The sequence below is a fragment of the Pedobacter cryotolerans genome (assembly GCF_005116475.1).
Taxonomy (GTDB): Bacteria; Bacteroidota; Bacteroidia; order Sphingobacteriales; family Sphingobacteriaceae; genus Pedobacter; species Pedobacter cryotolerans.
Genome location: NZ_SWBO01000001.1, coordinates 390,774 through 417,430, shown reverse-complemented (window position 1 = coordinate 417,430; position 26,657 = coordinate 390,774). Strand labels below are relative to the sequence as shown.

Annotated in this window: 25 protein-coding genes; 17 read left to right on the top strand and 8 right to left on the bottom strand. The window is 34.5% G+C overall.

Annotated features, from left to right (window positions below):
- Positions 1-77 precede the first annotated feature (77 nt).
- From FA045_RS01905 to FA045_RS01890, 4 genes are all read left to right on the top strand, one after another.
- Positions 78-2,567 (top strand): TonB-dependent receptor domain-containing protein, encoded by a 2,490-nt coding sequence (locus tag FA045_RS01905; protein ID WP_136873864.1) that lies wholly within the window; start codon positions 78-80, stop codon positions 2,565-2,567.
- 17 nt (positions 2,568-2,584) lie between these two features.
- Positions 2,585-4,996 carry an outer membrane beta-barrel protein gene (locus FA045_RS01900; RefSeq protein WP_136873862.1) on the top strand — a complete coding sequence of 804 codons (2,412 nt, stop codon included), beginning with the start codon at positions 2,585-2,587 and terminating at the stop codon, positions 4,994-4,996.
- Between the two features lie 541 nt (positions 4,997-5,537).
- On the top strand, positions 5,538-6,092 hold the full coding sequence (locus FA045_RS01895) for an NUDIX domain-containing protein (RefSeq protein ID WP_136873860.1): 555 nt from the start codon (positions 5,538-5,540) through the stop codon (positions 6,090-6,092).
- Between the two features lie 5 nt (positions 6,093-6,097).
- Positions 6,098-6,841 carry a lysophospholipid acyltransferase family protein gene (locus tag FA045_RS01890; RefSeq protein ID WP_136873858.1) on the top strand — a complete coding sequence of 248 codons (744 nt, stop codon included), beginning with the start codon at positions 6,098-6,100 and terminating at the stop codon, positions 6,839-6,841.
- Positions 6,842-7,094: 253 nt separating this feature from the next.
- On the opposite strand, the gene FA045_RS01885 is transcribed toward FA045_RS01890, so the two are convergent.
- The gene (locus FA045_RS01885) at positions 7,095-7,844 is read right to left on the bottom strand and encodes a LytR/AlgR family response regulator transcription factor (RefSeq protein WP_136873856.1); all 750 of its coding nucleotides are present in this window, start codon (positions 7,842-7,844) and stop codon (positions 7,095-7,097) included.
- The gene (locus FA045_RS01880) at positions 7,841-8,869 is read right to left on the bottom strand and encodes a sensor histidine kinase (protein ID WP_136873854.1); all 1,029 of its coding nucleotides are present in this window, start codon (positions 8,867-8,869) and stop codon (positions 7,841-7,843) included. The genes FA045_RS01885 and FA045_RS01880 overlap by 4 nt, the downstream gene beginning before the upstream one ends.
- A gap of 257 nt (positions 8,870-9,126) precedes the next feature.
- Between FA045_RS01880 and FA045_RS18795 the strand changes: the two genes are divergently transcribed.
- From FA045_RS18795 to FA045_RS01870, 3 genes are read left to right on the top strand one after another with little or no spacing between them, the layout of a single operon-like run.
- On the top strand, positions 9,127-9,300 hold the full coding sequence (locus FA045_RS18795; protein ID WP_169305000.1) for a hypothetical protein: 174 nt from the start codon (positions 9,127-9,129) through the stop codon (positions 9,298-9,300).
- A gap of 2 nt (positions 9,301-9,302) precedes the next feature.
- Positions 9,303-10,211, top strand: coding sequence for an ABC transporter ATP-binding protein (locus tag FA045_RS01875; protein WP_136873852.1), 909 nt, complete (start codon positions 9,303-9,305; stop codon positions 10,209-10,211).
- Positions 10,212-10,216: 5 nt separating this feature from the next.
- Positions 10,217-11,014, top strand: coding sequence for an ABC transporter permease (locus FA045_RS01870; protein WP_136873850.1), 798 nt, complete (start codon positions 10,217-10,219; stop codon positions 11,012-11,014).
- Positions 11,015-11,254: 240 nt separating this feature from the next.
- Here the strand turns inward: FA045_RS01870 and FA045_RS01865 are convergent, their stop codons facing one another.
- The gene (locus FA045_RS01865; RefSeq protein WP_136873848.1) at positions 11,255-12,607 is read right to left on the bottom strand and encodes a M20/M25/M40 family metallo-hydrolase; all 1,353 of its coding nucleotides are present in this window, start codon (positions 12,605-12,607) and stop codon (positions 11,255-11,257) included.
- Between the two features lie 187 nt (positions 12,608-12,794).
- Here FA045_RS01865 and FA045_RS01860 point away from each other — a divergent pair, with 187 nt between their 5' ends.
- Positions 12,795-14,369, top strand: coding sequence for a M28 family metallopeptidase (locus tag FA045_RS01860; protein ID WP_225871240.1), 1,575 nt, complete (start codon positions 12,795-12,797; stop codon positions 14,367-14,369).
- A 37-nt stretch (positions 14,370-14,406) separates the two neighbouring features.
- Here FA045_RS01860 and FA045_RS01855 read toward each other — a convergent pair whose 3' ends face one another.
- Positions 14,407-14,847: a hypothetical protein gene (locus FA045_RS01855; protein ID WP_136873846.1), complete on the bottom strand. Its 441-nt coding sequence runs from the start codon at positions 14,845-14,847 to the stop codon at positions 14,407-14,409.
- 74 nt (positions 14,848-14,921) lie between these two features.
- Entirely contained in the window at positions 14,922-15,149 is a 228-nt protein-coding gene (locus FA045_RS01850; protein ID WP_136873844.1) for a response regulator transcription factor, read from the bottom strand.
- A gap of 159 nt (positions 15,150-15,308) precedes the next feature.
- On the opposite strand from FA045_RS01850, the gene FA045_RS01845 reads away from it, so the two are divergent.
- The 4 genes from FA045_RS01845 to FA045_RS01835 are packed head-to-tail and all read left to right on the top strand — an operon-like array spanning position 15,309 to position 17,822.
- A complete protein-coding gene (locus FA045_RS01845; RefSeq protein ID WP_136873843.1) occupies positions 15,309-15,773 on the top strand; it encodes a hypothetical protein in 465 nt (154 codons plus the stop codon).
- A gap of 41 nt (positions 15,774-15,814) precedes the next feature.
- Positions 15,815-16,429: a hypothetical protein gene (locus FA045_RS18790; protein WP_169304999.1), complete on the top strand. Its 615-nt coding sequence runs from the start codon at positions 15,815-15,817 to the stop codon at positions 16,427-16,429.
- Positions 16,387-17,178: a sensor histidine kinase gene (locus tag FA045_RS01840; protein WP_136873841.1), complete on the top strand. Its 792-nt coding sequence runs from the start codon at positions 16,387-16,389 to the stop codon at positions 17,176-17,178. Before FA045_RS18790 ends, FA045_RS01840 begins: the two co-directional genes overlap by 43 nt.
- Complete coding sequence (locus FA045_RS01835; protein ID WP_225871239.1) at positions 17,178-17,822, top strand: response regulator transcription factor; 645 nt, start codon at positions 17,178-17,180, stop codon at positions 17,820-17,822. The genes FA045_RS01840 and FA045_RS01835 overlap by 1 nt, the downstream gene beginning before the upstream one ends.
- Positions 17,823-17,828: 6 nt before the next feature.
- On the opposite strand, the gene FA045_RS01830 is transcribed toward FA045_RS01835, so the two are convergent.
- Positions 17,829-19,229, bottom strand: a complete 1,401-nt coding sequence (locus FA045_RS01830) for an MBL fold metallo-hydrolase RNA specificity domain-containing protein (protein ID WP_136873839.1) — start codon at positions 19,227-19,229, stop codon at positions 17,829-17,831.
- Positions 19,230-19,388: 159 nt separating this feature from the next.
- Between FA045_RS01830 and FA045_RS01825 the strand changes: the two genes are divergently transcribed.
- From FA045_RS01825 to FA045_RS01805, 5 genes are all read left to right on the top strand, one after another.
- Positions 19,389-19,766 carry a BlaI/MecI/CopY family transcriptional regulator gene (locus FA045_RS01825; protein WP_136873837.1) on the top strand — a complete coding sequence of 126 codons (378 nt, stop codon included), beginning with the start codon at positions 19,389-19,391 and terminating at the stop codon, positions 19,764-19,766.
- Positions 19,763-21,751, top strand: a complete 1,989-nt coding sequence (locus tag FA045_RS01820) for a TonB family protein (protein ID WP_136873835.1) — start codon at positions 19,763-19,765, stop codon at positions 21,749-21,751. The genes FA045_RS01825 and FA045_RS01820 overlap by 4 nt, the downstream gene beginning before the upstream one ends.
- A gap of 10 nt (positions 21,752-21,761) precedes the next feature.
- On the top strand, positions 21,762-22,295 hold the full coding sequence (locus FA045_RS01815) for a TonB-dependent receptor plug domain-containing protein (RefSeq protein ID WP_136873833.1): 534 nt from the start codon (positions 21,762-21,764) through the stop codon (positions 22,293-22,295).
- Positions 22,296-22,305: 10 nt separating this feature from the next.
- The gene (locus FA045_RS01810; RefSeq protein WP_136873831.1) at positions 22,306-22,737 is read left to right on the top strand and encodes an energy transducer TonB; all 432 of its coding nucleotides are present in this window, start codon (positions 22,306-22,308) and stop codon (positions 22,735-22,737) included.
- A 66-nt stretch (positions 22,738-22,803) separates the two neighbouring features.
- Complete coding sequence (locus FA045_RS01805) at positions 22,804-23,613, top strand: energy transducer TonB (RefSeq protein ID WP_136873829.1); 810 nt, start codon at positions 22,804-22,806, stop codon at positions 23,611-23,613.
- A 179-nt stretch (positions 23,614-23,792) separates the two neighbouring features.
- On the opposite strand, the gene FA045_RS01800 is transcribed toward FA045_RS01805, so the two are convergent.
- Positions 23,793-24,563: a succinate dehydrogenase/fumarate reductase iron-sulfur subunit gene (locus FA045_RS01800; protein ID WP_136874396.1), complete on the bottom strand. Its 771-nt coding sequence runs from the start codon at positions 24,561-24,563 to the stop codon at positions 23,793-23,795.
- A 90-nt stretch (positions 24,564-24,653) separates the two neighbouring features.
- Positions 24,654-26,633: a fumarate reductase/succinate dehydrogenase flavoprotein subunit gene (locus FA045_RS01795; RefSeq protein WP_136873827.1), complete on the bottom strand. Its 1,980-nt coding sequence runs from the start codon at positions 26,631-26,633 to the stop codon at positions 24,654-24,656.
- Between the last annotated feature and the right edge of the window lie 24 nt (positions 26,634-26,657).

Sequence of the window (26,657 nt, the reverse complement as noted above, 5' to 3'; positions counted from 1 at the left end):
GTTACGCCTCTTTTTTTAAACCTTTAAGGTCGACCTTTGTCCTTTTAACATACAAATACGAAACCCAAAGATTTTAGATGAGACACATTATTAACAAAGTTCTACTTTTTACACTAACATTCTGTATTATAACCGTAAAAATTTCTGCCCAAACAACCGGAGAAGGTAAAATTAGCGGCAGAATTCTTGATGCACAAACTAACGAAACTATACCTTTTGCCTCTGCCTTATTATTAGATAGAAAAACTAAAGCCAATATTAAAATCATTCAAACCGATGTTAATGGCGCTTTTACCATAACTAACATTCCTAATGGAGTTTACACCTTTAAAGCAAGTTACGTAGGCTTTCAAACTATGGTTAGAGACTCAGTATCTATCTCCAATACAGTTAAAACGGTAAATTTTGGCGATATTAAAATGAGACAAGCCAAAGGGAACATTTTAAATGAAGTTACCATTACGGCGCCAAAAGCAACAATGCAATTAGGCATCGATAAAAAGATTTTTTCTGTTGATCAAAGTTTAGTGAGCGAAGGCGGATCGGCAACAGATTTATTGCAAAACGTACCATCGGTACAAACTGATATTGAAGGTAATGTGAGCTTACGTGGTTCTTCTGGCGTTAGGGTTTTAATTGATGGTAAACCATCTTTAATTGCTGGAGGTAATGTTGCGCAAATTTTGCAATCTATACCAGCAAGTTCCATAGAAAGTGTAGAGCTAATTACAAATCCATCGGCAAAATATGATGCTGAAGGGCAATCAGGTATCATCAACATTGTTTTAAAGAAAAATAAAAAACTAGGTTTTAATGGCTCTTTGGCTTTAACTGGCGGAAATAGAGAGAACTATAATGCAAGTACTAACTTAAGTTTTCAAAATAGTAAGGTAAACCTTTTTGGTAATTACAGTTATCGCCATGGCTACAGAATTGGCAATGGTTTTAACAACATTACTTATCTTTCTCCAGTTGCTGGCGGATTGGCTTTTACTAACCAAAACAACGACTCGAGAGATTTAAATATTGGCCATAATGTAAAAGCTGGTTTAGATTATTACTTGGCAGAAAAAACTACAATCAGCTTTGCTGCCGGTTTTAATAATAGAACAGGCGAGGAAAGTGAACTGTTAAATATCAATCAGTTAGGGATAAATTTAAACCCGCTCTCTTTGAGCAACAGAACAAACGACGAAACGCAAAAAAACAATAGTTACGATTTGAATTTAGATTTTTATCAGAAATTTAAAAATCCAAGAGAAGAGCTAACAGCGAATTTTAGTTTTTCTGAAGGTAACAACGATAACTACCAGATTTACAACACCAACTTCTACAACAGTAATGGCAATGCAATTAATGATCTCGACATACAACGTACAGATCGCGATAGCTATAACAAAAACTATACTGCACAAGTTGATTACACCAAACCTTTAGGCGAGTTCGGAAAAATAGAAGCAGGCTATCGTAGTCAGGTTCGTATTTCAGAAAGTTTTACTTTTGCAGATCAGTTAAGCCCAGTTGATGGAAGCTTTAATTTCAACTATGCATTGAGCAACGATTTTAACAACAAAGATCAAGTTCATGCAGTATATGCAAATTATCAAAATCAGATCAAAAATTTTGGTTATCAAATTGGTTTAAGAGCCGAAGATGCTTTGTTAGAAACTCAACTAGGTGCTTATGATATTAACTCGAATATTAATTTTACACCTGGTAAAGTAGCTTACACCAGAATTTATCCGAGTGTTTTCTTAACTCAAAAGTTTGAGGGCGAACAACAAGTTCAGGTAAGTTATAGCCGAAGAGTTAACAGACCACGTGGTTGGGATACCAATCCATTTTTAGATGTTTCTGATCCGTTTAACTACCGCCAAGGTAACCCAAATTTGCAACCAGAAGATGTGCATGCATTTGAATTGAGTTACAGCAAATTTTGGGATAAAATGTCATTAATTTCTTCTGCATATTTACGTCAAACAAACGATGTAATACAAAGAATTAGAACAGAGCCAGATCAAAATGGTATTACAATTACTACCCCACAAAACTTAACCCGTAACATTGCAAGCGGTTTAGAGTTAATTGGTAAATTCGATCTGTTTAAAAACTGGAATTTTACAGCAAACGTGAATTTGTACCAAAGCAAAATACAAGGCGTACCTGCATTCGGTATTTTAGAAAATTCTGGCTTTAGTTACAACGCCAACTTAACCAATAATTTTACTTTACCTTACGGGATAACTTTACAAATACGAGGAGATTATAGAGCAAGAGAAGTAATGGCACAAGGTATTCGCAGAGCGATGTATGGGCTTGATGGTGGTGCAAAATACGACATCAACAAAAAAGCAAGTTTAAGCTTAAATGTAAGAGATATTTTTGCAAGTAGAAGATGGCAAATGGAAACAATCGGAACAACATCTATACAAGATTTTAGTAGATTATGGGGCGGTACACAAGCTAACTTAACCTTCTCGTACCGTTTTGGTAAAACTGATTTTATGCCTAAAAAAGGTAAAAAACCAGAAGAACAAAACAACAGACCTGATGAAGAAAACTTCTAATATTTTCTAATTACCAATTGAAAACGCCGCTCCAATTTCTTTTTTCGCTCCTGCTGTTTTTACTCACAGCAATAAATGTTTATGCGGCAGAAAAAGGGGTAATTAGAGGTAAAGTTGTTGAAGAAGTTGGGGGATTATCCATCCCATTTGCAGTTGTTTCTATTTTTGAGGCAACTGCAGAACAACCCTTACAAACCATACAAACAGATGAATTTGGTGCTTTTAAATTCATCAATCTAAAATCTGGTATTTACAAAGTAAAAATTAGTTATATCGGTTTTACCACATTATTTGTTGATGAAGTTACGATAACGCCAAAAGAATTCGACAAAAATTTAGGGAATTTAAAATTAGCTAACGAGCAAAGCAACCTTAATGAAGTAGTTATTACCGCCCAAAAACCTGTTGTAGAGTTTGGGGCAGATATGATTACCTACAATGTTGGCTCGTCTGTTTTAGCCGAAGGTAGCACTGCTACAGATGTGCTTAAGAACGTACCCATGGTTACGGTTGATATTGATGGTAAAGCAAGCATTGCTGGTAAAAGAAGTACCCGTGTTTTTATTGATGGTAAGCCTTCTGAATACATGACATCGAACATTGCTGATTTGCTAAACGTCCTACCTTCCGATGCGATTGATAAAATTGAAGTAATGACAAATCCGCCATCGAAATACTCTGGCGATGGCGAAGGTATTTTAAACATTGTAATGAAAAAAGGCTTCAAAGTTGGTTTTAATGGCAATGTTGGTGTAAACGTAGGTTTGCAAGGTAATACCAACGCCAACGGAAACGCTTCTTACAAAGGCAAAAACTATAATTTAAGCAGTAGCGCATCTTATCGTCACAATATTGGCAATGGCAACAGCGAAAGTTACCGAACTAACTTTTTCCCCGATACTACGTTTTATTACAACCAATTTAACAACTTTGACAACACCAATAACGGTGGTAATTTTAGGCTTGGTTTCGACTGGGACATTAACCCTAAACAAAATTTACGAATTTCTACAAACTACAACGCCAATAGTAGCGATAGGCAATCGGGGAATCAATTTTATTATTTAAATGAAGAATACATAGAAACTCGCTTACGTAACCAATCTAATTTGGGCAGCGGTAATAACAAAAACTTCGTTTTTAATTCAGATTATAGTTTACAAACTGATACCAGTGGTGGCAAATTACAAATTGGCATTACCTTAAACACCAACTCAAATAATGATGCTACTTCATTTAATAGAGCTTTTGCATTTCCGGCAAATTTAAACCCAACCTTACAGCAAAACCAAAATGAAATTGCCAATGATGGTTTAACTTTTAATTTAGATTATGATAAGCCGGTATTTAAAAAACGTGATCGAATTGAGTTTGGCTTAGCTTACAATTACCGTAAAAACGATAACGATTTATTTGTAGAAAACTTCAACTTCAACACACAGCAATTTGTAACCAATCAGAAACTGAGCAACAAATTCTTTTTTAAAGAAAACATTTTAGCCAGCTACGCATCTTATAATTACCGCAAAGAAGGTTGGAGTTTAAAAGGTGGTTTACGAGCAGAATATACCAACGTAAATTTCGATCTTTCCACTGGCCAACAATACAACGTAAACCCATATTTAAGTTTATTTCCAAACCTTTCCATCAATCGTTTCTTTAAAAGGCGTTACAATTTGGGTGCAACTTACAGTGTTCGCATTAACAGACCGCGAGAAAATGCTTTAAATCCACAAATTAACAATGCCGATTCGTTAAATATCTCTTATGGCAATCCTAACCTCGACCCAAATTACACACACCAAATGGATGTTAGTTTCGGCGCATTTGGGCAAAAATGGTCGTTTACGCCACGAATTTCTTATTCGGTTAGTAGCGGTGTAATAGAAAGATATCGCATTGTTAATCCCAACGGAATTTCTGAAAGCACCTTTGATAATGTTGGTTCAAACACAAGAATCGCCTTATGGCTAAACGGAAATTTTAGACCAACCAATAAAATAACCGCCAACGGAAGTTTTAATATTGTTCAAGGCAGCTATTCCTCAACCTTAAATTCATCGCTAAACCGAGATGGATTAAGTTATGGCGCAACTTTGGGCTTATCTATGCAATTGCCTTACAAAACCGCGTTCGAATCTAACATCAATTACAACAATAACATTACTGCTCAAGGTCGTAATAAAGGTTCAATTATTAGCAGTTTTGGCGCTCGCAAAAGCTTCTTCAAAAACACTTGGTCGGTTCGTGTAAGCACAAGCGACCCCTTTGGTCGTAGAAATAATAACTCGGTAAGCCAAGGGTTAAACTTTATTTCTCAAAATTTTTCTAACAATAATTCAAGCAATTTAAACCTTAGTTTAAACTATCGTTTTACCAAAATTAAATCTACCAAACCAACCATACCACCACCACCTAGCAAACAATAATTAGTAAAGCAATGGCTTTTGGGATACTTCCGCCCAGCTTTCCGCTAAATCTTTTTGGGCCCTACTTTAAACTTACGAAGTCTCTTTCTAAATCCGTCAGAAGACTTCGTAAGTTTTACCCCATCTATCCAAAAAGGATACCGCTTCAATCCGGTTTATGGACGAATGTTTGTGCCTGTAATCCAAAAACATCTATTTTGAGATCAATTATATCAGAAATAAATTCGCCATGCAATTTGGCATCCTGTTAAACGGCCTCAGCGAATTAGTGTAAAAAATCAATTTGTAGGATGGCAAGAAATAAAAGCTGTTTGAGCGAAGCGAGTTCTTTTATTTCCCATCCGAAGATTTGATTTTTAGCTAATTTGGTGCAGCCTTGAACTTTTGTTTCTTTTGGTTCAAGCCAAAAGAAAGAACCCTCGGTGGCGGTGAACCGGGGCAAACCCGAGCGCTAGCAATAAAACTTTAGCAATCATAGCCATCTGAATGACAAAAACTTCTAATAATTAAAAAATTCATCAAACCTCCGTATCTTGCACACATGAGCGAAAGCAACCCTTGGCAAGTTTTAAACAGTAAAGAAATTTACGATAACAATTGGATCAAATTAACAGAACATCAGGTGATTAATCCTTCTGGTGGGAGTGGTATCTATGGCGAAGTTCATTTCAAAAATATCGCCATTGGCATTTTACCTTTAGATGATGCCTACAACACTTGGTTAGTTGGGCAATACCGTTTTCCTACCAAAAATTACAGTTGGGAAATTGTAGAAGGAGGTGGTCCAGTAGGTAGCGACCCTTTAGAAAGTGCAAAAAGAGAATTAGCAGAAGAAACGGGTTTAAGTGCAAAAAGCTTCATAGAAATTCAACAAATGCATCTTTCTAATTCAGTTAGCGATGAATTGGCGATCATCTACATTGCTAAAGATTTAGAATTTGGCGAAGCAACACCCGAAGAAACTGAACAATTAATGGTTAAAAAACTACCATTTACAGCAGCCTATCAAATGGTTATAGACGGTGTAATTACAGATAGTATGAGCGTGGCAGCAATTTTAAAAACAAAAATATTAATACAAGAAGGGAAAATATAAATCTCATGAGCAAATTTTTTGGCTACATTTTTACGCCTTTATTTTATCTTTTATTTTTTGGTTTTTTATGCATTTTCCATCCCATACAATGGATATGTTTTAAATTTTTTGGCTACAAAGCACATAAATCATCAGTAGATGTATTGAACTTTTTTCTAACGTACTGTAATTGGTCTCTATTTAATTCGGTAACATTTATCAATCACCAAAATTTACCTGCTAACCAGCCCATTATTTTTGTAGCAAACCACCAAAGCATGTACGATATACCGGGCATGATTTGGTTTTTACGCAAGCACCACCCAAAATTTATTTCTAAAATTGAACTCACCAAAAATATCCCTTCTATTTCTTATAATTTAAGAGTTGGTGGCGGGGCAAACATCGACAGAAAAGATAGCAAACAAGCCGTTTCGGAATTAATTAAACTCGGCAGAAGAATGAAAGAAAATAATTGGAGCACTGTTATTTTTGCAGAAGGAACAAGAGCAAAAGATGGAAAGCTAAAACCCTTTCAGGTTGGAGGCATAGCTACACTTTTAAAGGTTGTACCAGATGCTTTGCTCGTACCAATTGCAATTGAAAATTCTTGGAAAATTGTACTTTTTGGCATGTTTCCCTTAACGGTTGGCAACCCCATTAAATGGACAGTTTTAAGCCCAATAGATAAAAATGGTAAAAATGCTGAAGAAATTGTTTGGGCTGCAGAAAACGCGATAAGGGAGAAATTAGGTCAAGCTATTAATTAAACATCGTATACCTTGTTGGCGTCATCGCCAACTTCAGAAGAAAATATATAGATATGTTACGCTAAGCGTTGTCGAAGCGCAACTATGAGTCTTCGACTACGCTCAGACTGACTGAGTTTTGAAAGATTAATATCAAATTTTTAGACAAACATTGGCGAGGACGCCAACTTGAGAACCAATAACGCATCCCTTGTTGGCGTCCTCGCCAACATTATAAATCAAAAGTCTCCGCTTCGGGGAGATTTAGTGGGAATTAAATGTTTTTCCCGTCTATCAATCTGAAAAAAGCATCTCTATATGTATCTCCTACTGGGATTATTTTACTCGCAATAGAAATCCTGCTACGTTCTATACTTTCAATTTTATCTAAGGCAATAATATAGGATTTATGCACACGGATGAAATCCCCTTTGGGTAACGTTTCTTCCATCTTTTTCATGTTTTGTAAAGTAATAATTCGCTCTGTTTTGGTAAAGATTGAAATGTAATCTTTAAGCCCTTCAATGTACAAAATATCATCAAGTTGTATTTTCTGAATTTTATGTTCTGTTTTAACGAAGATAAAATCTTGCACCTGCTGTGGAGCTGGAGCAGAAATAAAACTTTGTATTTGCGGAGGTTCTGGCGCTGCAACTGGTTCAGCTTTTTGTAATTGATTATGTACCTTTTCTACAGCTTTGTAAAAACGATCAAAAGCTATTGGTTTTAATAAATAATCAGAAACGTTTAAGTCATAACTTTCTAAAGCATATTGCGAATAGGCGGTAGTTAATATATAATTTGATTTGCCACTTGCGATTTTTAAGAACTGAATACCCGTTAAATCTGGCATTTGTATATCTAAAAACACCAAATCAATACCACCAGCTTGTACGAGTTGCAAAGCTTCAATGGCATTTTCAGTTCGTTTTACCAATTCTAAAAATGGAACTTTAGAAACATAATCTTCAATAATATCAAGCGCTAGTGGCTCATCGTCAACGGCAATACATTTTAAAATCATAAGTCTAGCATCAATTCTGTAGTATAATGGGTAGCCGAATTTACAATATTTAATTTATACCTATCGGGATAAAGTAATTGTAATCTTCGTTCTACGTTATTTAAGCCAACACCACCCATGGCATCTTTATTGGTTTTACTTTTTTTATTGGTAACGCTAAAATGCAATATTTTTTGATTGGCAATAATGTTAATCTTTATGGGGTCATTTATATCGTTAGCAACGCCATGTTTAAATGCGTTTTCTACGAAAGAAATTAAAATGAGTGGTACAATTTTTTGACCATCAATTTCGCCTGTGATATTGATATTTACCGCGGCGCCATCTTTAAACCTTAGTTTTTGCAATTCAACAAAACTGGTTACATACTCTACTTCTTTACTTAAATCTACCCAACTATCATTACTTTCATAAATCATGTAACGCATAATTTCTGAAAGCTTTAAAATTGCATCGGCAGTTTTTTCAGATTTTTGGTAAGCCAAAGAATAAATATTATTTAATGAATTGAATAAAAAATGTGGGTTCAACTGCGATTTCAAGAACTGCAGCTCCATATCTTTTTTTTCATTTTGTAATTTCCGTTGGATACGTTCATTTGAAAACCAATCTGCCGCAAATTTTAATAAAGTACTTATTACGATAAAAAACCCGCTACTAAAAAGAGATTGAAACATGAAACTGTTGTAAGAGGTATGGGTTCTCTTTTCTGGAGGACCATATTCTAACATTATTTCTGGATATAATACGGCAATACCTAGCTTTAAAACAACGGTTACAATTATTAAGCTTAATATAGATACCAAATACAACCACGATTTTTGCTTGCGTTGTATAAAATTGGGTATTAAAATAAGGTAGTTTATAAAATATAAGGAAACATTAATAAGGCCATAAAATCCAAACTCAACACATAGCTCAAACCAGTTTAATTTTGTTGAAGATACACCAACACCTGTTGCAATAATTGCAACAATCATTAGCCAAAATATTGAGTTGAGTATTATCTCGCCTTTACTTTTCATTTTATTTTAGATTTTTAAATGATGCTTAATCGTTATCCAAATTAACTATCTTAATTAATTTCGTTTATCACTTTCGACGAACAGGCATTTTTTTTCTACCAAATGGCGATTTAAAGCAACTATTCACAAAACTACCCTTTTTGACTGTTTATCTATAATAAAATGCACTTGGTCTAAAACATTTTAGCAGGTTTTAAAAAATTATTCTATTTGTTCAACAAAACAAAACAACTACAATAAACCTAAATAAAAAGATCATGAAAAAGTTATCAAACGTATCGCCTTTCTTACTTTTATTATTTCCGGTATTTATAATGATGGTATTAGCTTTTGCTACTAGCACAGCTAACAGTCAAAATGAAGAAGTTATGGTTAAAACTGCAACTCCAACAAACACAATAGCTAAAGCTACGGCAGCAATTTTAAAGTAAGCATGAGCAACTACGCAATAGAAACGGTAGGCTTAAATTATAACTTTGGCGCACAAGCAGTTGTTAAAAACTTATCGTTGCAAGTACCAAAAGGTAGTATTTATGGCTTTTTAGGTCCAAATGGAGCTGGTAAAACCACTACCATAAAAATTTTATTAAATCTATTACAATCTCCATCAGATCAAGTATTTATTTTTGGTAAAGAGATCAACAGCAATCGCATTGCAAGCCTGAAACGAATGGGCTCTTTAGTAGAACAACCTGCAATTTATGGGCACCTAACGGGAAAAGAAAATCTTTTGAACCGTTGCATCCTTTTAGGGATTAGAAAAAGCAAATGTGCCGAAATGTTAAGTTTGGTTGGTTTAACAGATGCTGCCAATAAAAAAGCCGGCAAATACTCTTTAGGAATGAAACAGCGCTTAGGCATTGCTTTAGCTTTAATATCAGATCCAGAATTGTTATTGTTAGATGAGCCTACCAATGGTTTAGATCCTAACGGGATTATAGAAATTAGAAACCTAATGATTGATTTGACCGCTAAACATGGTAAAACCATTTTAGTTTCGAGCCATTTATTAGCAGAAATAGAAAGAACAGCTACGCATGTTGGTATCATTAATAAAGGCGAATTATTGTTTCAAGGCACAATTGGTGCACTGCAAGATTTGAGTAAGCCTGCTGTTAAAATTGAAACAGATCATCAAGAAAAAGCAATCAGTATTTTAAAAAATGAAGGAATTGAAACAACTCCTATTGATGAATTAACTTTTTCAATTGCTTACATAGATAAAGCAGCTATGGGCAAAATCAACACCTTGTTAGTAAACAATGGTGTTTCGGTTTACAGCATTTCAAAGGAAAGAAAAGATTTAGAAAATCTATTCTTGGATATCACTTCTAAAAATTAAGCCTCATGCGTTCATTATACATATCATATATATCAGAATTTTACAAATCTCGTAAAACCTTGGCATTTTGGGCGGCTATAATTTTACCAGTGCTCATTTGTGGACTAATAGCAGTAGGCTACTATTTTAACGCAGAAAAGGTGCTAAAATATAATTACCCTGGCATGGTTCTTTGGGGGCAATATAGCGGTGCTTCGTTAGGTGTAATGGGAATGTTAATTCTCCCTTTTTATGTAATGTTTATGGCATTTTCTGTAAACAACATTGAACATAAAAATGATACTTGGAAAACGTTGTTTGCTCAGCCATTAAATAAACTTTCTATTTATGCGGCAAAATATTTGTACGCTGTAGTGTTGTTATTTATCTGTTTATTGCTGTTTGCTTTTTTAACCTTTACTAGCGGTTATATATTGCAAATGCTTGTTCCTAAATATACATTTAACGACTATAATCCATTTTTGGTACTCAGTAAATATTATACAAAGCTATTTTTAGCTTCATTAGGCATATTATCAGTACAGTTTGTATTTAGTTTAATTTGGTCTGATTTTTTAAAGCCAATGGGGATTGGTTTTGTAGGTATAATTGGTGGCATAATTACGGCTAATGTTGGATGGGCTTATGCATATCTCATTCCGTACAGTGCCCCAACCTTAGCCTTAAGAATTACAAGAGTGAGTAAAAACGCTAAGCCAGAAGATTTCCCAATTTTTACGCAAGAAATTTGGGTAAGCTTAGCGGTTGCTGCAGCAATGTTTATCATCGGTTACTTCATTTTATTAAAAAGAAATATCAAATAAAGATTTTAGTTTAGTTTTAGTTAATAAGGGTGGTGGATGCTGCCCTTTTTTTGTGGGGTTTTGCAAAGCTACTTTGACAAAATTTATGCATTTAACATTTATTATGTTAAGTTTTTCTTTAAAACTTTAACAAACTACTTGCAGCGAGAATATACTTTGGTAAAAGTAAGATGGTTTTTATTTTATTAAATGAGATTTGATAAACTATAGGCAAAGAGCCAAAAAGTTTATCAAAGTAACTTACCTCCCTGGTCTTGGTGTAACGACTAAACTTTCATGTCCATTATCATCAACAGATTGCACGCCGAAATAATAATTATCTTTTGAGTAAGCTATAGATGCTGATGTTTCTTTTACAAAAATTTTCTTCTCCCAAAACGGACTACTGGTTTCACGCATCAAAATATAATAACCTGCTGGAGTTTTTCCCTTTGGCGCTTCCCATTTTAAAGCAGTTTTATTGGTTAAACCCGAAGTTAATACCACTACGTTTTCTGGTTCTTGAGCCGACCAAGCTAAATTTGCCATCACCGCTAAATTCATTCTTGTTACTTTTTGTAGGTAGTTATAATCTACATATTCTGGTAAATCGCCAAATTTAAAGCCATTCTCTGTTCTGATATCTTGATGTTGTCTATTAAAATCCTCGTTCATTTCAGTTATCCGCACTGCGGCAAAACCTTGTTGAGAAAACGGAGTATGATCGCCTCCACGTAAAAAACGGTCTCTTCTATAAATCAGTTTCACATCCAATTGATCTACATATCGTTCTGCAACTTCTTTAATATACCTAGCAGCCTGACGAGCTTTACCATCATTATCTGTTCCGGCAGATTGTCTGGCACTAACCTGAGCCGGTGTTTCTAAAGGAGATACGCCTTCACTAAAAACCCGTACACTTTTATTGTCTTTAATATCGGTTTCCATACCATAAGAATTACCAACGATATCATTATTCATTAACAAATGAACATTCCAACCCTCTTCTTTTGCTCTTTTGGCTAAATTTGTTGCGCCATATAAGCCTTGCTCTTCGCCAACCATGGCTACAAAAACAATAGTACAGTTAAACTTTTGTTTGCTCATAATACGAGCCATTTCCATCACAGCAGCTACACCCGATGCGTCGTCATTCGCCCCTGGCGCAAAATCTTTGGCATTCATTACATCGGTTACTCTCGAATCGTAATGTCCAGAAAGCATCAGCATTCGTTTATCATTCGGATCAGTTCCTGGCAAAATTGCCATCACATTTTTAAGAATTACAGGAGCTGTAATTCTTCTGCCATCTGCAGCTTGCGTAAACGTATCAAAAGAAACCTGTAAACGGTTTCCGCTTTCTTTACTGTATTTCTCAAATTCAGCTTTGATCCAGTTTCTGGCAGCGCCGATACCTGTTGTTTTACTCAATGTATCACTTAATGTATGGCGAGTTTGAAAAGAAACCAGTTTATTTACGATAGCTTTTAAGTTGGTTTCTGAAACTTCAGCTACTTGACTGGATATATTGATATCTCTGCTAACGGTTTGTTGCGCATTAAGCTGACTAGTAATAAAAATTAAAAACAATAAAGAATGACCTAAATATTTCATTTGAATTAATATGTTTAACTGTAAAAATATGAATAGAAAGGTACACTTAATTATCATTAACTGTAAATTCACCAACAATAATGATACAATTGTATTATAGCTTAACCAAACTAACAAACTGATATTGTTCTGGCAAAACCAACTAATCACTGCTTTAAACAATTTCAATCTTAAAACTATTAACAAGATGATGAAAAAATTTACTTTTAGCGCATTTGCTTTAGGCTTATGCTTATCTGGCTTTGCTCAAGAGCCCGTAAACTCTGCTGCTGTAGCCAAAATTAGAGCAGAAGGTTTAGACAAATCTAAGGCTTATGATATTGCTTACCAGATTACAGATGTTGCTGGTCCGCGTTTATCTAACTCGCCTGGCTTAAAAAAAGCGCAAGATTGGGCAGTTAAATACTTTAACGAAATGGGCTTGAAAAATGTTCATTTAGAGGCTTGGGGAGAGTTTGGTAAGGGATGGCAGGTTGATAAATATTATGCAGCTACAACAGCTCCATTTTATCGCCCAATAATTGCTTCGCCAAAAGCTTGGACACCTGGCACAAAAGGAGCAATTAAATCTGATGTGATTTTAATTGTTGCTGATACAATTACCGATTTGGCTAAATACAAAGGCAAATTAAAAGGTAAAATTGTAATGATTGAATCGCCTTTGGTACAACCTTTAAAAAATTCTTATAAAGCTGATGCAGTTCGTTACACAGATGAAGATTTAGCAAAAATGGCTGCAGCTGCTCCACCAGCTGCTGGCGGACAAAACCGTCAGGGTGGCGGACCGGCAAATAACCAAAGAGCAATGATGATGCGCATGATGGGTATGAGAGCTGCAATTGACAGCGTTTTAATGGCCGAAGGAATTGGTTTAAAATTGACTTATGCACGTGGCAATCACGGTACATTTTTTACTAGCAATGGCGCTTCTTATAAATTAGATGCTAAACCTGTTAATCCAGAATTAGAAGTTAGCAGCGAAGATTATTTGCACATTTTACGTTTATTACGCGGTGGCGAAAAAGTAGAACTTGAAGCTGAAGTAAAAACTTCATTTTATGATAAAGACCCTAAAGGCTATAATGTAATTGCCGAAATACCGGGTACAGACCCTAAATTGAAAGATGAGATTGTAATGTTAGGTGGCCATTATGACTCGTGGCATGCTGGCACAGGTGCTACGGATAATGCTGCTGGTTCTGCAGTGATGATTGAAGCCATGCGTATTTTAAAAGCAATTGATTTTAAACCAAAACGTACCATTCGTATCGCTTTATGGAGTTCGGAAGAGCAAGGTTTATTTGGCTCAAGAGGTTATGTAAAAGAACACTTTGCTGATCCGGCAGACATGAAACCGAAAGCTGAGCATGAAAAACTATCTGCTTATTACAATTTAGATAACGGAACAGGAACCATTCGTGGTGTTTATTTGCAAGGTAATGCAGCAGTTAAAGACATTTTCCAAAGCTGGTTAACGCCATTTGAAGATTTGGGCGCTAAAACAATTACCATTAGCAACACAGGCGGTACAGATCACCAAGCTTATGATGGTGTTGGTTTACCTGGCTTCCAGTTTATTCAAGATCCAATGGATTACAATACACGTACACACCACTCTAACCAAGATACTTTTGATCGTTTAGACATGGATGATTTGAAAAAATCTGCAACTATTGTAGCTTCTTTCGTTTATCATACTTCTGAAAGAGCAGATAAACTGCCTCGTAAAGAAATGCCAAAACCGGCTGCACCGAGACAATAAGAATTTAAAAATGCCCCAAAATTTTGGGGCATTTTTTTTATAGTTTTTTATAGCGCTCGCCATAAATAACGGCAAAACCCAAATCATTTAAAACTGCTACATCCATTAAATCATAGCTATTAACAGGATAATTGCCGTTTTTACCATCTAAGTATTGTATAAGTAGGGTATATTGATATCTGCCATTAATCCCTTCTTTTTTTCTCCAAACCCCTTTTGCATCAGAATCTATCCAATATTTAATAGCAATTGGCGCAACCATGTGAGGCTGAAAAGATCCCGTTCCATCAGTATTTAATACCACTTTTGGTTCTCCTTTCTTTTCGTACAAATACTCTCCAATAATTTCTTTCGGAATATTTTTACTAACGGTATAAACCGTTCCTTTTAAATCAATTTTAATAACATCTGATTGAGCATTTGCCGTTAATGCGAAGGCGAATAATAGAGTTAAAAGACTAAAACATAATTTTTTCATTTTTTTTTAATTAAGGGGTTGATTAAAAGTGTTAAATATAAAATTACTCAGTTATATAAGACATAAAATCAATTTTAAGCAAAAACGCGTTCTTTAAATGCCCAAACCACTAATTGATAAGCATTTTTAAAACCCATTCGTTTTACCATATTTCGTCTGTGGGTTTCAACAGTTAAACGGCTTATAAAAAGTTTATCAGCAATTTCTTTATTGCTAAAACCTAAAGATATTAGTTGTAGCACCTCAATCTCTCTAGCGCTAATGTTACTTTGCAAATGTTCTTGATTAACTAGGATTGTCATAACTCTGGGATTTAAATCAAATGTATTTAGATCTATAAGTTTTAAAGCATGAGATATACCCTAACTTATAAGGTGTTTTTACGGTAAAACAATAAGTGATTTTACTTTTGCTAATCCGCTGATAATTAATGAATTTTATAAGAATTAAACCCCTATATTATGAATGATCTTAAACAAAACGAGAAAGAAACTAAAAATGCCGACATTGAGTGGGCACAACAAATGGTTAGTGCATTTAAAAAAGCTGAAAGAGGTAAACCTGGCTATACCCGATCGGTATGGTTTCCTATTGATCAAATGAAAAAGCTTATTAATACAATTGCCAATGAACCTGACGCAGATGGAGTAAGAATTTATTTTGGCAAATACACTAAATCAGTAATCGACAATATTAATGCAAATTTACCATCAGGTGGGCATAAAATTCCAAGCACCTATGTAGATCGTAATACTGTTCTTTTTGTATCAACAAAAAATGAAGGTGGTAAGCCCATGCAAGATTATGTTAAAAATGCTTTTATGACTGAACCTGAAAATAGAGGTGCGCTTTGCCCACCAGATTCTGGTTGTGATTGTACCAGCGAAATTATAGACCTTAATGATACAGATACTGATTGTCCATGATTTCAATAGTTAACATCATTATTGAGACAATATGCCTAATTATGGCTTTAGTTCTTTTAAAAAACAACAATGTTTTATTCTCAAAAATAACAAAAGGTTATTTGGCTATTGTTGTAATCATAGAAACAATTGGCTTTTCAATGTCTAAAGGTTATCATCTCAATAATGCATGGTTATATAATATTTTTATAATTTTCGAGGCTGCATATATCTCTTACGGGCTATATGTAGCTTTAAAATGCTTTACCAAAAAAGCACTCCTAATATGTAACGTACCTATAATTATCTTTTTCGGAACTTACCTATTCGAAGTTTACCATTATGGCTTTTTAAAATTTAATAGCCTCAGTGTAAATATATATTCCATAATTTTTGTAATCATCAGTTTGCTTTATTTTCATTTGTTGGTTAAACAAAAAAATCCAATTATTCTAAAAATTAATCCTCAGTTTTGGTGGGTAACGGCTGTTTTATTTTATTACTTTGGTAGCACCGTTTACAATCTATTTGTTCATTTATTATACCAACAGTTTCCAAAAACGTATATCATTTTAGCTTACACAATGCTTGGCTTAAATTTGTTGTTATACAGCATTTGGATTTATTCTTTTATATGCAACTCACGTCAGCAGAAATTATTGTCATCATTGCACTAACAACAATTGTCTTTTTGTTGGCTCCCCTATTTCTTCTTATCTACGTTAAAACATCTAACAATAGAAAAAGAAGAGATTTAGAAGAAAAACATACTATGCAGTTAAAATTTGATGCAGAGCTACTTAAAACGCAAATAGAAGTTCAAGAACAAACTATGCAAACAATAGCTTCTGATTTACATGACAACATAGGGCAATTGTTAAGTTTAACTGCACTAACACTAAGCTCTATTAATTTAAATGAGCCAGAGCGTCTCGAAAAAAAGGTTTCGCAATCACTGAGCTTAGTAAATAACTCTATTAAAGAATTGAGAGATCTCGCTAAATTAATACATGGTGAACGTATTTTACAAACGGGTTTAGGCAATGCCATTAAGCAAGAATTAGATCGTTTACAAAAAACAGGTTATTACAAGTTAAAAGTTAATAATGAACTAATTAACGTTAATATTTCATCTCCAAAAAAAGACCTTATCATTTTACGTTTACTTCAAGAAATCATCAACAATGTAATAAAACACTCCAAAGCCACTCAATTAGAGTTTAATATGAACATAGCAGATGAAAAAGTATATTTAACCATCAAAGACAATGGAATTGGTTTTGATATTGAAAACGTAAAAACTAAAACCGATGGAATGGGCCTAAGTTCTATTTTTAAAAGAGTAGCTTTAATAAATGGTACAATTGAGATAAATTCAACACCTATTGAGGGCACAATAATTTCTTTAGCAATACCTTATCCCTGATGATGGAAAATGAAATTTTAACTATTGCAATTGTAGATGACCACACTCTTTTCCGCTCTGGTTTGGCAAGTCTATTATCAGAGTTTGAAGAAATAAATATTGCTTTTGAAGCTAAAAATGGTATTGATCTGCAAGAAAAAATAAAAAATAAAAACAATGTTAAACTTGTTTTAATGGATATTAATATGCCATTAATGGATGGTTATGCTACCACAAAGTGGATGCGAGAAAACTATCCGCAAATTCACGTACTTGCATTAAGCATGTTTGAAGATGAAAAGGCAATTATTGGAATGCTTAAAGCCGGAGCTGGGGGATATTTATTAAAAGAATCGAAACCCTCTGAACTACTTACCGCAATTAAAACTACAATAAATAAAGGATTCTATGTTAATGAATTGGTTTCTGGAAGACTATTATTCTCATTAAAACAAGAAGATACAAAACCTATCTTTTCAGAAAAAGAGTTAATTTTTTTGCAACATTGCAGTAGCGAACTAACCTACAAAGAAATTGCTTTCTTAATGAATGTTAGTCCGCGTACGGTAGATAATTATCGCGAATCTTTATTTGCTAAGCTAAATATTAAATCGAGAACAGGTTTAGTTGTTTATGGAATAAAAAATGGTCTAATTACAATTTAATAGGCATTACAATTCAAATTCCTGATGTCTTTCTGGAATTTCTACCTGTTTAAATCCATTTTCTTTCAGCTTTGCTGCAAAAACTTGCTGTACATCATATTCGCCATGCACCAAAAACACCTTTTTTACCTTGGCAGGATCTTGGCACGACATGAACTTTAATAAATCTTCATAATCGCCATGTGCACTCATCGATTGTATGCTTTGCACCTCTGCTACAACCTGATGTTGGTCTCCATAAATATTAACAACCTGAGCTCCGTTTTTCAACTGTCCGCCTAATGAGCGTGGTTCACAATAGCCAACCATTAAAATTGTGTTTTTACTATCACCAATATTGTTTTTGATGTGATGTTTCACTCTACCTGCTTCGGCCATGCCAGATGCTGAGATGATAATACAAGGTTCTGGTTTACTATTTAACGCTTTAGACTCTTCCCCATCGGCAACATAATGTAATCCTTCAAAATGAAACGGATTATCATCAATTTTCATAATATCTAACACTTCATCATTGTAACCTTCGGCATGTTCTTCAATAATTTTTGTGGCTTTGGCCGATAATGGACTATCTACATAAACTTTAATAGCTGGAAGTTTGCCTTCTAAATCTAAGTTGTTTAAAATGTATAATAACTCTTGCGTTCTGCCAACGCTAAATGCAGGTATAATTACTTTGCCCTTTTTTTCTACACAAGTCTTTAAAATAATTTGTAGAAAGGCTTCCGTTGTGGGTTGGGCATCTCTATGTAATTTATCGCCATAGGTAGATTCTAACAAAATATAATCTGCCTGAGGAAAATCTTGTGGCGCTCTAAGTAATAAATCTCCATACTGACCAACATCTCCACTAAAACTTAAATGCGTAGTTTTTCCATCCTCTTTTATGGTTAAATGCACCGATGCGCTACCAATAATATGTCCAGCATCAATAAATTCTACAGTTACATCATCAGTTAAACGTGTCGGGTTATGGTAATCAACAGCAACAAAATACTCCATTGCCTGCTCAACATCATCTTCATCGTATAAAGCTTTTAGCAAAGGCTGATTGCGTTGTTGTCTTTTTTTGTTTTCGTATTTCAAATCTCCTGCTTGTATTTTTGCAGAATCCAACAATAAAATTCTACAAAGTTCTTTTGTAGCTAGAGTACCAAAAATTACACCCTTAAAACCTTTGGCAATTAAAAGGGTTATTAAGCCACTATGATCAATATGTGCATGAGAAAGCACCAAAATATCTACTTCTGCAGCATCAAAACCAAATTCTTCATTCAAATCATCGGTTTCCTGCCCCATTCCTTGAAACATACCGCAGTCTAATAATATTTTGATACCATTATTTAAAGTAAGTAAATGTTTGCTGCCAGTTACGTTTCTTGCAGCGCCGTGAAAGGCAATTTTCATAAGTATTTTAATTATTTTTTATAATGATAGAAAATAAATACGAAAATATTTTGTAAACTAAAATATTAGTTTTAAGTTTATGGTAGATATATCATTGAAGGTGAGGAGCAATACCTATATTTTTTAAAATGCTCTATTTGTACAAAAACAACAATAACCATGGATATTAAAGATTTAACAAAGGCAGAAGAACAAATCATGCAAATTGTGTGGCAGCTAGAAAATTCTTTTGTAAAAGAAGTAATGGATTATTTACCTGAACCTAAACCAGCGTATAATACCGTGTCAACCATCATCAGAATTTTAGAGGTAAAGGGATTTATTGGCCATAAAGCATTTGGCAAAGCACACAAATACTATCCGCTAATTAGTAAAGAAGAATACAAGCGCCATGCAACCGAAAAATTATTGGGCAACTATTTCGAAAATTCTGTAGAAAGCATGTTCTCATTCTTTGTTAAGGAAGAAAAATTGGATGTAAGCGATGTAGATGAAATTTTAAAAATGATCAACAAATTTAAAAATAAACCGAAATGAGTTGGGCGCACTACCTCTTACAAGTAAATATTTACTTGGTTATATTTTATTGCTTTTACAAGCTACTTTTAGATAAGGAAACTTATTTTGTTTTAAATAGGATTTATCTAGTTGCCTCTGGATTTTTCTCTTTGGCAATACCTTTTTTGCGTTTCGAGTTATTTAGTAAAAAAGTAGTTAGCGATGAATTATACATCAGCGTAAGTGAGTTAAACAACGTTGTAAGTAATTATGCAATTATGCCACAAACCCAAGAGCAATATGATTGGGGGCGACTAATTGTAATTATTTATTTAGTTGGTGCGTTTTTATTTTTATTACATTTTTTATTGCAATTATTTAGGGTAAACCAATTATTTAGCAAAGCTGATGACAATGATGCTTTCTCTTTTTTAAACAAAAAAACAGTTGCACATCATTTGCCAGAAAGAGCAACGGTTGATTTACATGAAGATATTCACATTAAACAATTACACACTTTAGATGTCATCTTCTTCGAAATTTTGGCAATCATCACTTGGTTTAATCCAATAATTTACTTTTACAAAAAAGCAGTAAAAAACATACACGAATATTTAGCTGATGAGGCAGCAGCTAATTTTCAGGGTGACAAAGAACAATATTCTCTTTTGCTATTAAGCCATGCTTTTGGTGTTAAGCCCAATAATTTAACCAATGGTTTTTTAACAAAATCAATGATTAAAAAGCGGATTTACATGTTGCATAAACAACGCTCTAACAAAGTCGCTATTTTAAAATACGGATTATTTGTACCCTTGTTTGCGCTAACTTTAATTTTATCATCTGCTACTATTCGTAAAAACCAACAAATTTTAGAAGTTGCAGAAAGCATCCCATTAAATAATGTAAATGAGTTTGTAAATGAAGCCATTGCATTGCCACTTAGCGTTGTAAATTTAGGCCCAACACCGCCAGATCCATTACAAAGTGTTCAGGTAATTACTAAAACGGTTAATGAAAATCCAATTACCGGAGATGCGGTTGCAGAAGCAGAAGATACTGAAAAATCAGCACAATGGAATAATTTCTACAAGCATTTGGGTCATAACATCAAATATCCAGCAAGTGCTGCAAAAGTTGGCCTACAGGGTAACACCATAGTTAATTTTACCGTAAAATCTGGTAAAATGATGAACGTGTATCCGCAAAACGAATTAGGTGAAGGCTGTGATGAAGAGGTAATTAATTCTATATCAAACTATGATGACTATTTTGGCTTAGATGGAAATTATAGCATTAAGGTTACTTTTAAATTAGTTGGTTCAGAAATAGAAATGAAAAATCAGCAAGTAAGAACTAATGAAGATTATACTGATTTAAATAATATAATTATTACAGGCTTCTTACCTAAAAAAGAAGAATTGTCTGATCAAACCATTTATAATTTCGTTTCAATGTCTATACCGCCAAATTATCCAGGCGGCATGTATAAATTTTACGAGTATTTAGGCAAAAACATCAAATATCCAACCATGGCTGCCGATAATGAGATACAAGGTAATGTATTCGTATCTTTTGTGGTAGAAAAGGATGGTTCTTTAACCGATATTAAAATTGACAGAAAATTAGGATACGGAACAGATGAAGAAGCTTTGCGAGTGCTTAAGTTAAGTAAACGCTGGAATCCAGGTATGCAAAATGGTAAACCAGTAAGAGTTAAATATAATATACCAATTAAATTCTCTTTAGAAGCCGAAAGAAGAGAAAGCAAGGCAAATGTAGTTTCAAACATTAAATTAAAAAGTCTTAACGACCCCAAAGACAATCCATTAGTCATATTAGATGGTGAAGTTAAAGAATACAGCATCATGAAAGATTTAGATTCTAAGACCATAGAATCGATTAATGTGCTAAAATCTACCAATGCGACTTCATTATATGGCAAAAAAGCTGATAAAGGTGCGATTATCATTACAACCAAAAAATCATTACAACCATCCCTCACTTTATTAAATAGAAACTAAATCTAATCCTATGAAAATCTACAGATGTATTACAGTTATTGTTTTCACAATTATTAGTCTATCTACTTTTGCTCAAACAGACAGTTCTAAAACTACTATTTTAAGATTAAACGGAACAGATAAAGGTACCGAACCCTTAGTTATTATTGATGGCAACAAACAATATATCAGAGGTTCTGCTGCATTTAATGGTCTTGATCCAGCAAATATTGAATCGATTAATATTTTTAAAGGCGATAAAGCAATCCAAAATTATGGTTCAGATGGCAGTGATGGTGTAATCTCTATCAAAACAAAATCGGGCAAGCTAACGCCACTAAGTACTAAAGACAATATTTCTTTACATTTTAAAGGCCTCAACACATCATTAAAAACACCACTCTACATCCTCGACGGAGATATTGTAGAAGAAAAAGCTGTTAGACTGATTAAACAAGATACTATCTCTAATGTTAATGTATTGAGTGGCGCAAAGGCAACATCGCTATATGGCATACGTGGCAATAATGGAGTAGTGATCATCACCACCAAAATTAAACCTTAAATTTAAAATCATGAAAAAGTTAATCTTCCCCGCAATATTTGCAGTTATTTTGTTATCATCATTTGTTACCAGTGTAGCAACAACATCATTAAATAATGATTTAGAGAAATTTTACATGCACATGGGTAGAAACATTAAATATCCTTCTACCGCTTCGGCTAAAAAACTGCAAGGAAATACCCAAATTTTATTTTCTGTTAACGATGGAAAATTAGAAGGATTAAAAATTGAAAATGAATTAGGTGGCACTTGCGATGTAGAAGTGATTAATCAAATATTGGCATTTAACGATTACAAATCACTTAAAAATGGCAAATATGCATTAAAAGTAACATTTAAGTTAGAGGGTGCAAATACAGAAGCTAAAAACTTGAACATAGAAACGCCAACAAATTATGCACCTTTAGCGTTAACAATTGTAGGTTATGCAGGCAAAAAATAACAAGTTAAACGAGTTAAATACTAACATTTAACCTGATAAAAATCTAAAATCAAAAAAAATAATTTCATGAAAAAATTAATTTATTCATCGCTATTTGCGATGTTACTGCTAGGCTTTTGCGCAAAAAATACCCTAGCTCAAGATGATCAAACCGTTTACAACTTTGTTGCTATGGAAACACCACCAAGCTATCCAGGTGGCATGGCAAACTTTTACAAGTTTTTAGGAGAGCATATCAAATATCCAAAACTAGCAAAAGACGAAAATATACAAGGTAATGTATTTGTATCTTTTACTATAGAAAAGGATGGTGCGATAAATGATGTTAAGGTTGAAAAGAAATTGGGTGGTGGAACTGATGAAGAAGCAGTTCGCGTACTAAAATTAAGTAAAAGATGGAACCCAGGTATACAACATGGAAAAACTGTAAGAGTTAAATATAACTTGCCAATTAGGTTCGCTATACCTGGTAGAAAACCAAACCCTAAAACACCAACGTTTGCTGAAATACCAGGCGTTGATAACAAAGGTGAAAATGCTGTTTACAATTTTGTTTCACTAGATCATCCTCCCGTTTATCCTGGTGGAATTCGTGAATTGTATAACTATATGATGTCTAACATAAAATATCCTGCATTGGCTAAAGAAAATAAAATTGAAGGAAATGTATTTCTCTCATTTATTGTAGAAAAAGATGGCACTGTTAGCGATGTTAAAGTAGATAAAAAGCTAGGTTACGGCACGGATGAAGAAGCAGTAAGGGTTTTACTTTCCAGTCCGAAATGGAAGCCAGGAAGTTACAATGAAAAGCCTGTAAGGGTTAAATACAATAGTCCTGTTCACTTTTCTTTAACTAAATCTAACCCAAAAAACTAAACCGGTTAATACTCCCAAACAACAGAAAAACCCCAGCCAAATGGCCGGGGTTTTAGTTTTGTAGTCTCCTTTGTCTCGATATTTAAATCTAGTAAATTAATCGTATTAAAACAAATTAATTTTTAGTTAAACGTTTGTAAGTTTGGTTATTAACTCAAAACTGCCAACTGATAACTGAATTATCCTTCTTCTTCGCTTACAAATTTAGCCGAATAATAGTCTCTATTCATACGAGCAATATTCTCTAAAGAAATTCCTTTTGGACACTCAGCTTCGCAAGCACCAGTATTTGTACAGTTACCAAAACCTTCGGCATCCATTTGCGCTACCATATTTTGCACACGCTTATATCTTTCTGGTTGCCCTTGTGGTAACAATGCCAATTGCGAAATTTTAGCAGAAACAAACAGCATAGCTGATGCATTTTTACAAGTTGCCACACAAGCACCACAGCCAATACAAGCTGCTGCCTCGAATGCTGAATCGGCTTGTGCTTTAGGTATTGGCAAAGCGTTTGCATCTTGTGCATTACCTGTATTTACCGAAATAAATCCTCCTGCTGCAATAACCCTGTCAAAAGCCGATCTATCTACAGTTAAATCTTTAATTACCGGAAAAGCCTTTGCTCTCCATGGTTCTACAACAATGGTATCACCATCTTTAAAAGAACGCATGTGCAACTGACAAGTAGTTACTGCATCTTTTGGTCCATGTGGGCGTCCGTTGATAAACATTGAACACATTCCGCAAATTCCTTCGCGACAATCATGATCAAATACAATCGGATCGTCTCCCTTAGTAATTAAATCTTCGTTTAAAACATCAAACATTTCTAAAAAAGACATATCAGGAGAAATATTGGCTACTTTATAGTCAACCATTTTACCTGTGTCTTTTGTGTTTTTCTGACGCCAAACTTTTAGCGTTAAGTTCATATTTCCTATACTCATTTCTATAGAGATTTGAGACATTAGATTTGAGATTTGAGACCATAGATCAGGAACACCCAATCTCATATCTCACATCTCCAATCTCACATCTTATTTATAACTTCTTTGTGCTATTTTAATATTTTCGAATTTCAATTCCTCTTTATGAAGCTCGAATGTTCCATCGCCTTTATTCTCCCAAGCGGCAACGTAAGCATAGTTTTCATCATCACGTAAAGCCTCGCCTTCTTCGGTTTGGTACTCTTCACGGAAGTGACCGCCGCAGCTTTCATTACGGTTTAATGCATCTAAACACATCAATTCGCCTAACTCAATAAAATCTGCAACTCTACCTGCTTTTTCTAATTCAGTGTTATATTCATCAGCTGTGCCTGGTACACGAACATCACTCCAAAACTCTTTCTTCAATTTTTGAATTTCTGCTACTGCCCATTTTAAACCTTCTTCACTTCGAGCCATTCCGCATTTATCCCACATAATTAAACCTAATCTCTTATGGAAATGATCTACAGATTTAGTTCCTTTAATGTTAATCAAAGTATCTAAAATACCTTTTGCTCTTGCTTCTGCTTCAGCAAATGCTGGATGATCTGTTGGGATAGCCTTAACCGAAATTTCGTTCGATAAATATGCTCCGATAGTGTAAGGAAGAACAAAATAACCATCTGCTAAACCTTGCATTAATGCCGATGCACCTAAACGGTTTGCACCATGATCAGAGAAATTTGCCTCACCAGTACAATACAAGCCAGGAACGGTTGTCATCAAATTATAATCTACCCACAAACCACCCATGGTATAGTGTACTGCTGGATAAATACGCATTGGCGTTTCGTACGGATTTTCACCAGTAATTTGCGCATACATATCGAAAAGGTTTCCGTATTTTTCTTTTACTACGGCAGTTCCTAAACGCATACAAGTTTCCTTATCAGGATTAGCAATACCAGCTTTAGAAGCTTCAATTCTTCCGTAACGTTCAGTATTGGCTTTAAAATCTAAGTAAACTGCTAATTTAGATGCTCCCACACCATAACCTGCATCACATCTTTCTTTTGCAGCACGAGAGGCCACATCACGTGGTACCAAGTTACCAAAAGCAGGATATCTACGTTCTAAATAATAATCTCTTTCATCCTCTGGAATATCTGTAGGCTTACGGTTATCATCTTTCATTTTAGGCACCCAAATACGTCCATCGTTACGTAACGATTCAGACATTAAGGTTAATTTAGATTGATGATCTCCAGAAACTGGAATACAAGTTGGGTGAATTTGAGTATAGCAAGGATTAGCAAAATAAGCACCTTGCTTGTTCGCTTTCCACGCTGCAGTTACGTTACTTCCCATTGCATTAGTTGAAAGGTAGAATACGTTTCCATAACCACCAGTTCCTAATACTACAGCATGGCCGAAATGACGTTCTAACTCGCCAGTTAATAAGTTACGAGCAATAATACCACGAGCTTTGCCGTCGATTTTTACAACTTCAAGCATTTCGTGGCGGGTAAACATTTCTACTTTACCCATACCAATTTGGCGTTCTAAAGCAGAGTATGCACCTAACAACAACTGCTGACCAGTTTGCCCAGCTGCATAAAACGTACGTTGAACTTGTGTACCACCAAATGAGCGGTTATCAAGCAAACCACCATATTCACGAGCCAAAGGCACACCTTGCGCCACACATTGATCGATGATGTTTGCACTAACCTCTGCTAAACGGTGAACGTTCGCTTCACGAGCACGGTAATCGCCACCTTTAATGGTATCATAAAATAAACGATAGGTACTATCGCCATCATTTTGATAATTTTTTGCGGCATTGATACCACCTTGAGCAGCAATTGAGTGAGCTCTACGAGGCGAATCTTGAAAACAGAAGCATTTTACTTTGTAGCCCATTTCTGCTAATGTTGCCGCTGCAGATGCACCCGCCAAACCAGAACCTACTACAATTACTTCTATACTTCTTTTATTAGATGGGTTTACCAAAGGCACAGACGATTTAAATTTCGTCCATTTATTGGTTAAATCTCCCTCTGGTATATTTGAATTTAATGCTGACATTATATATAGCTTTATTCGTTCAAT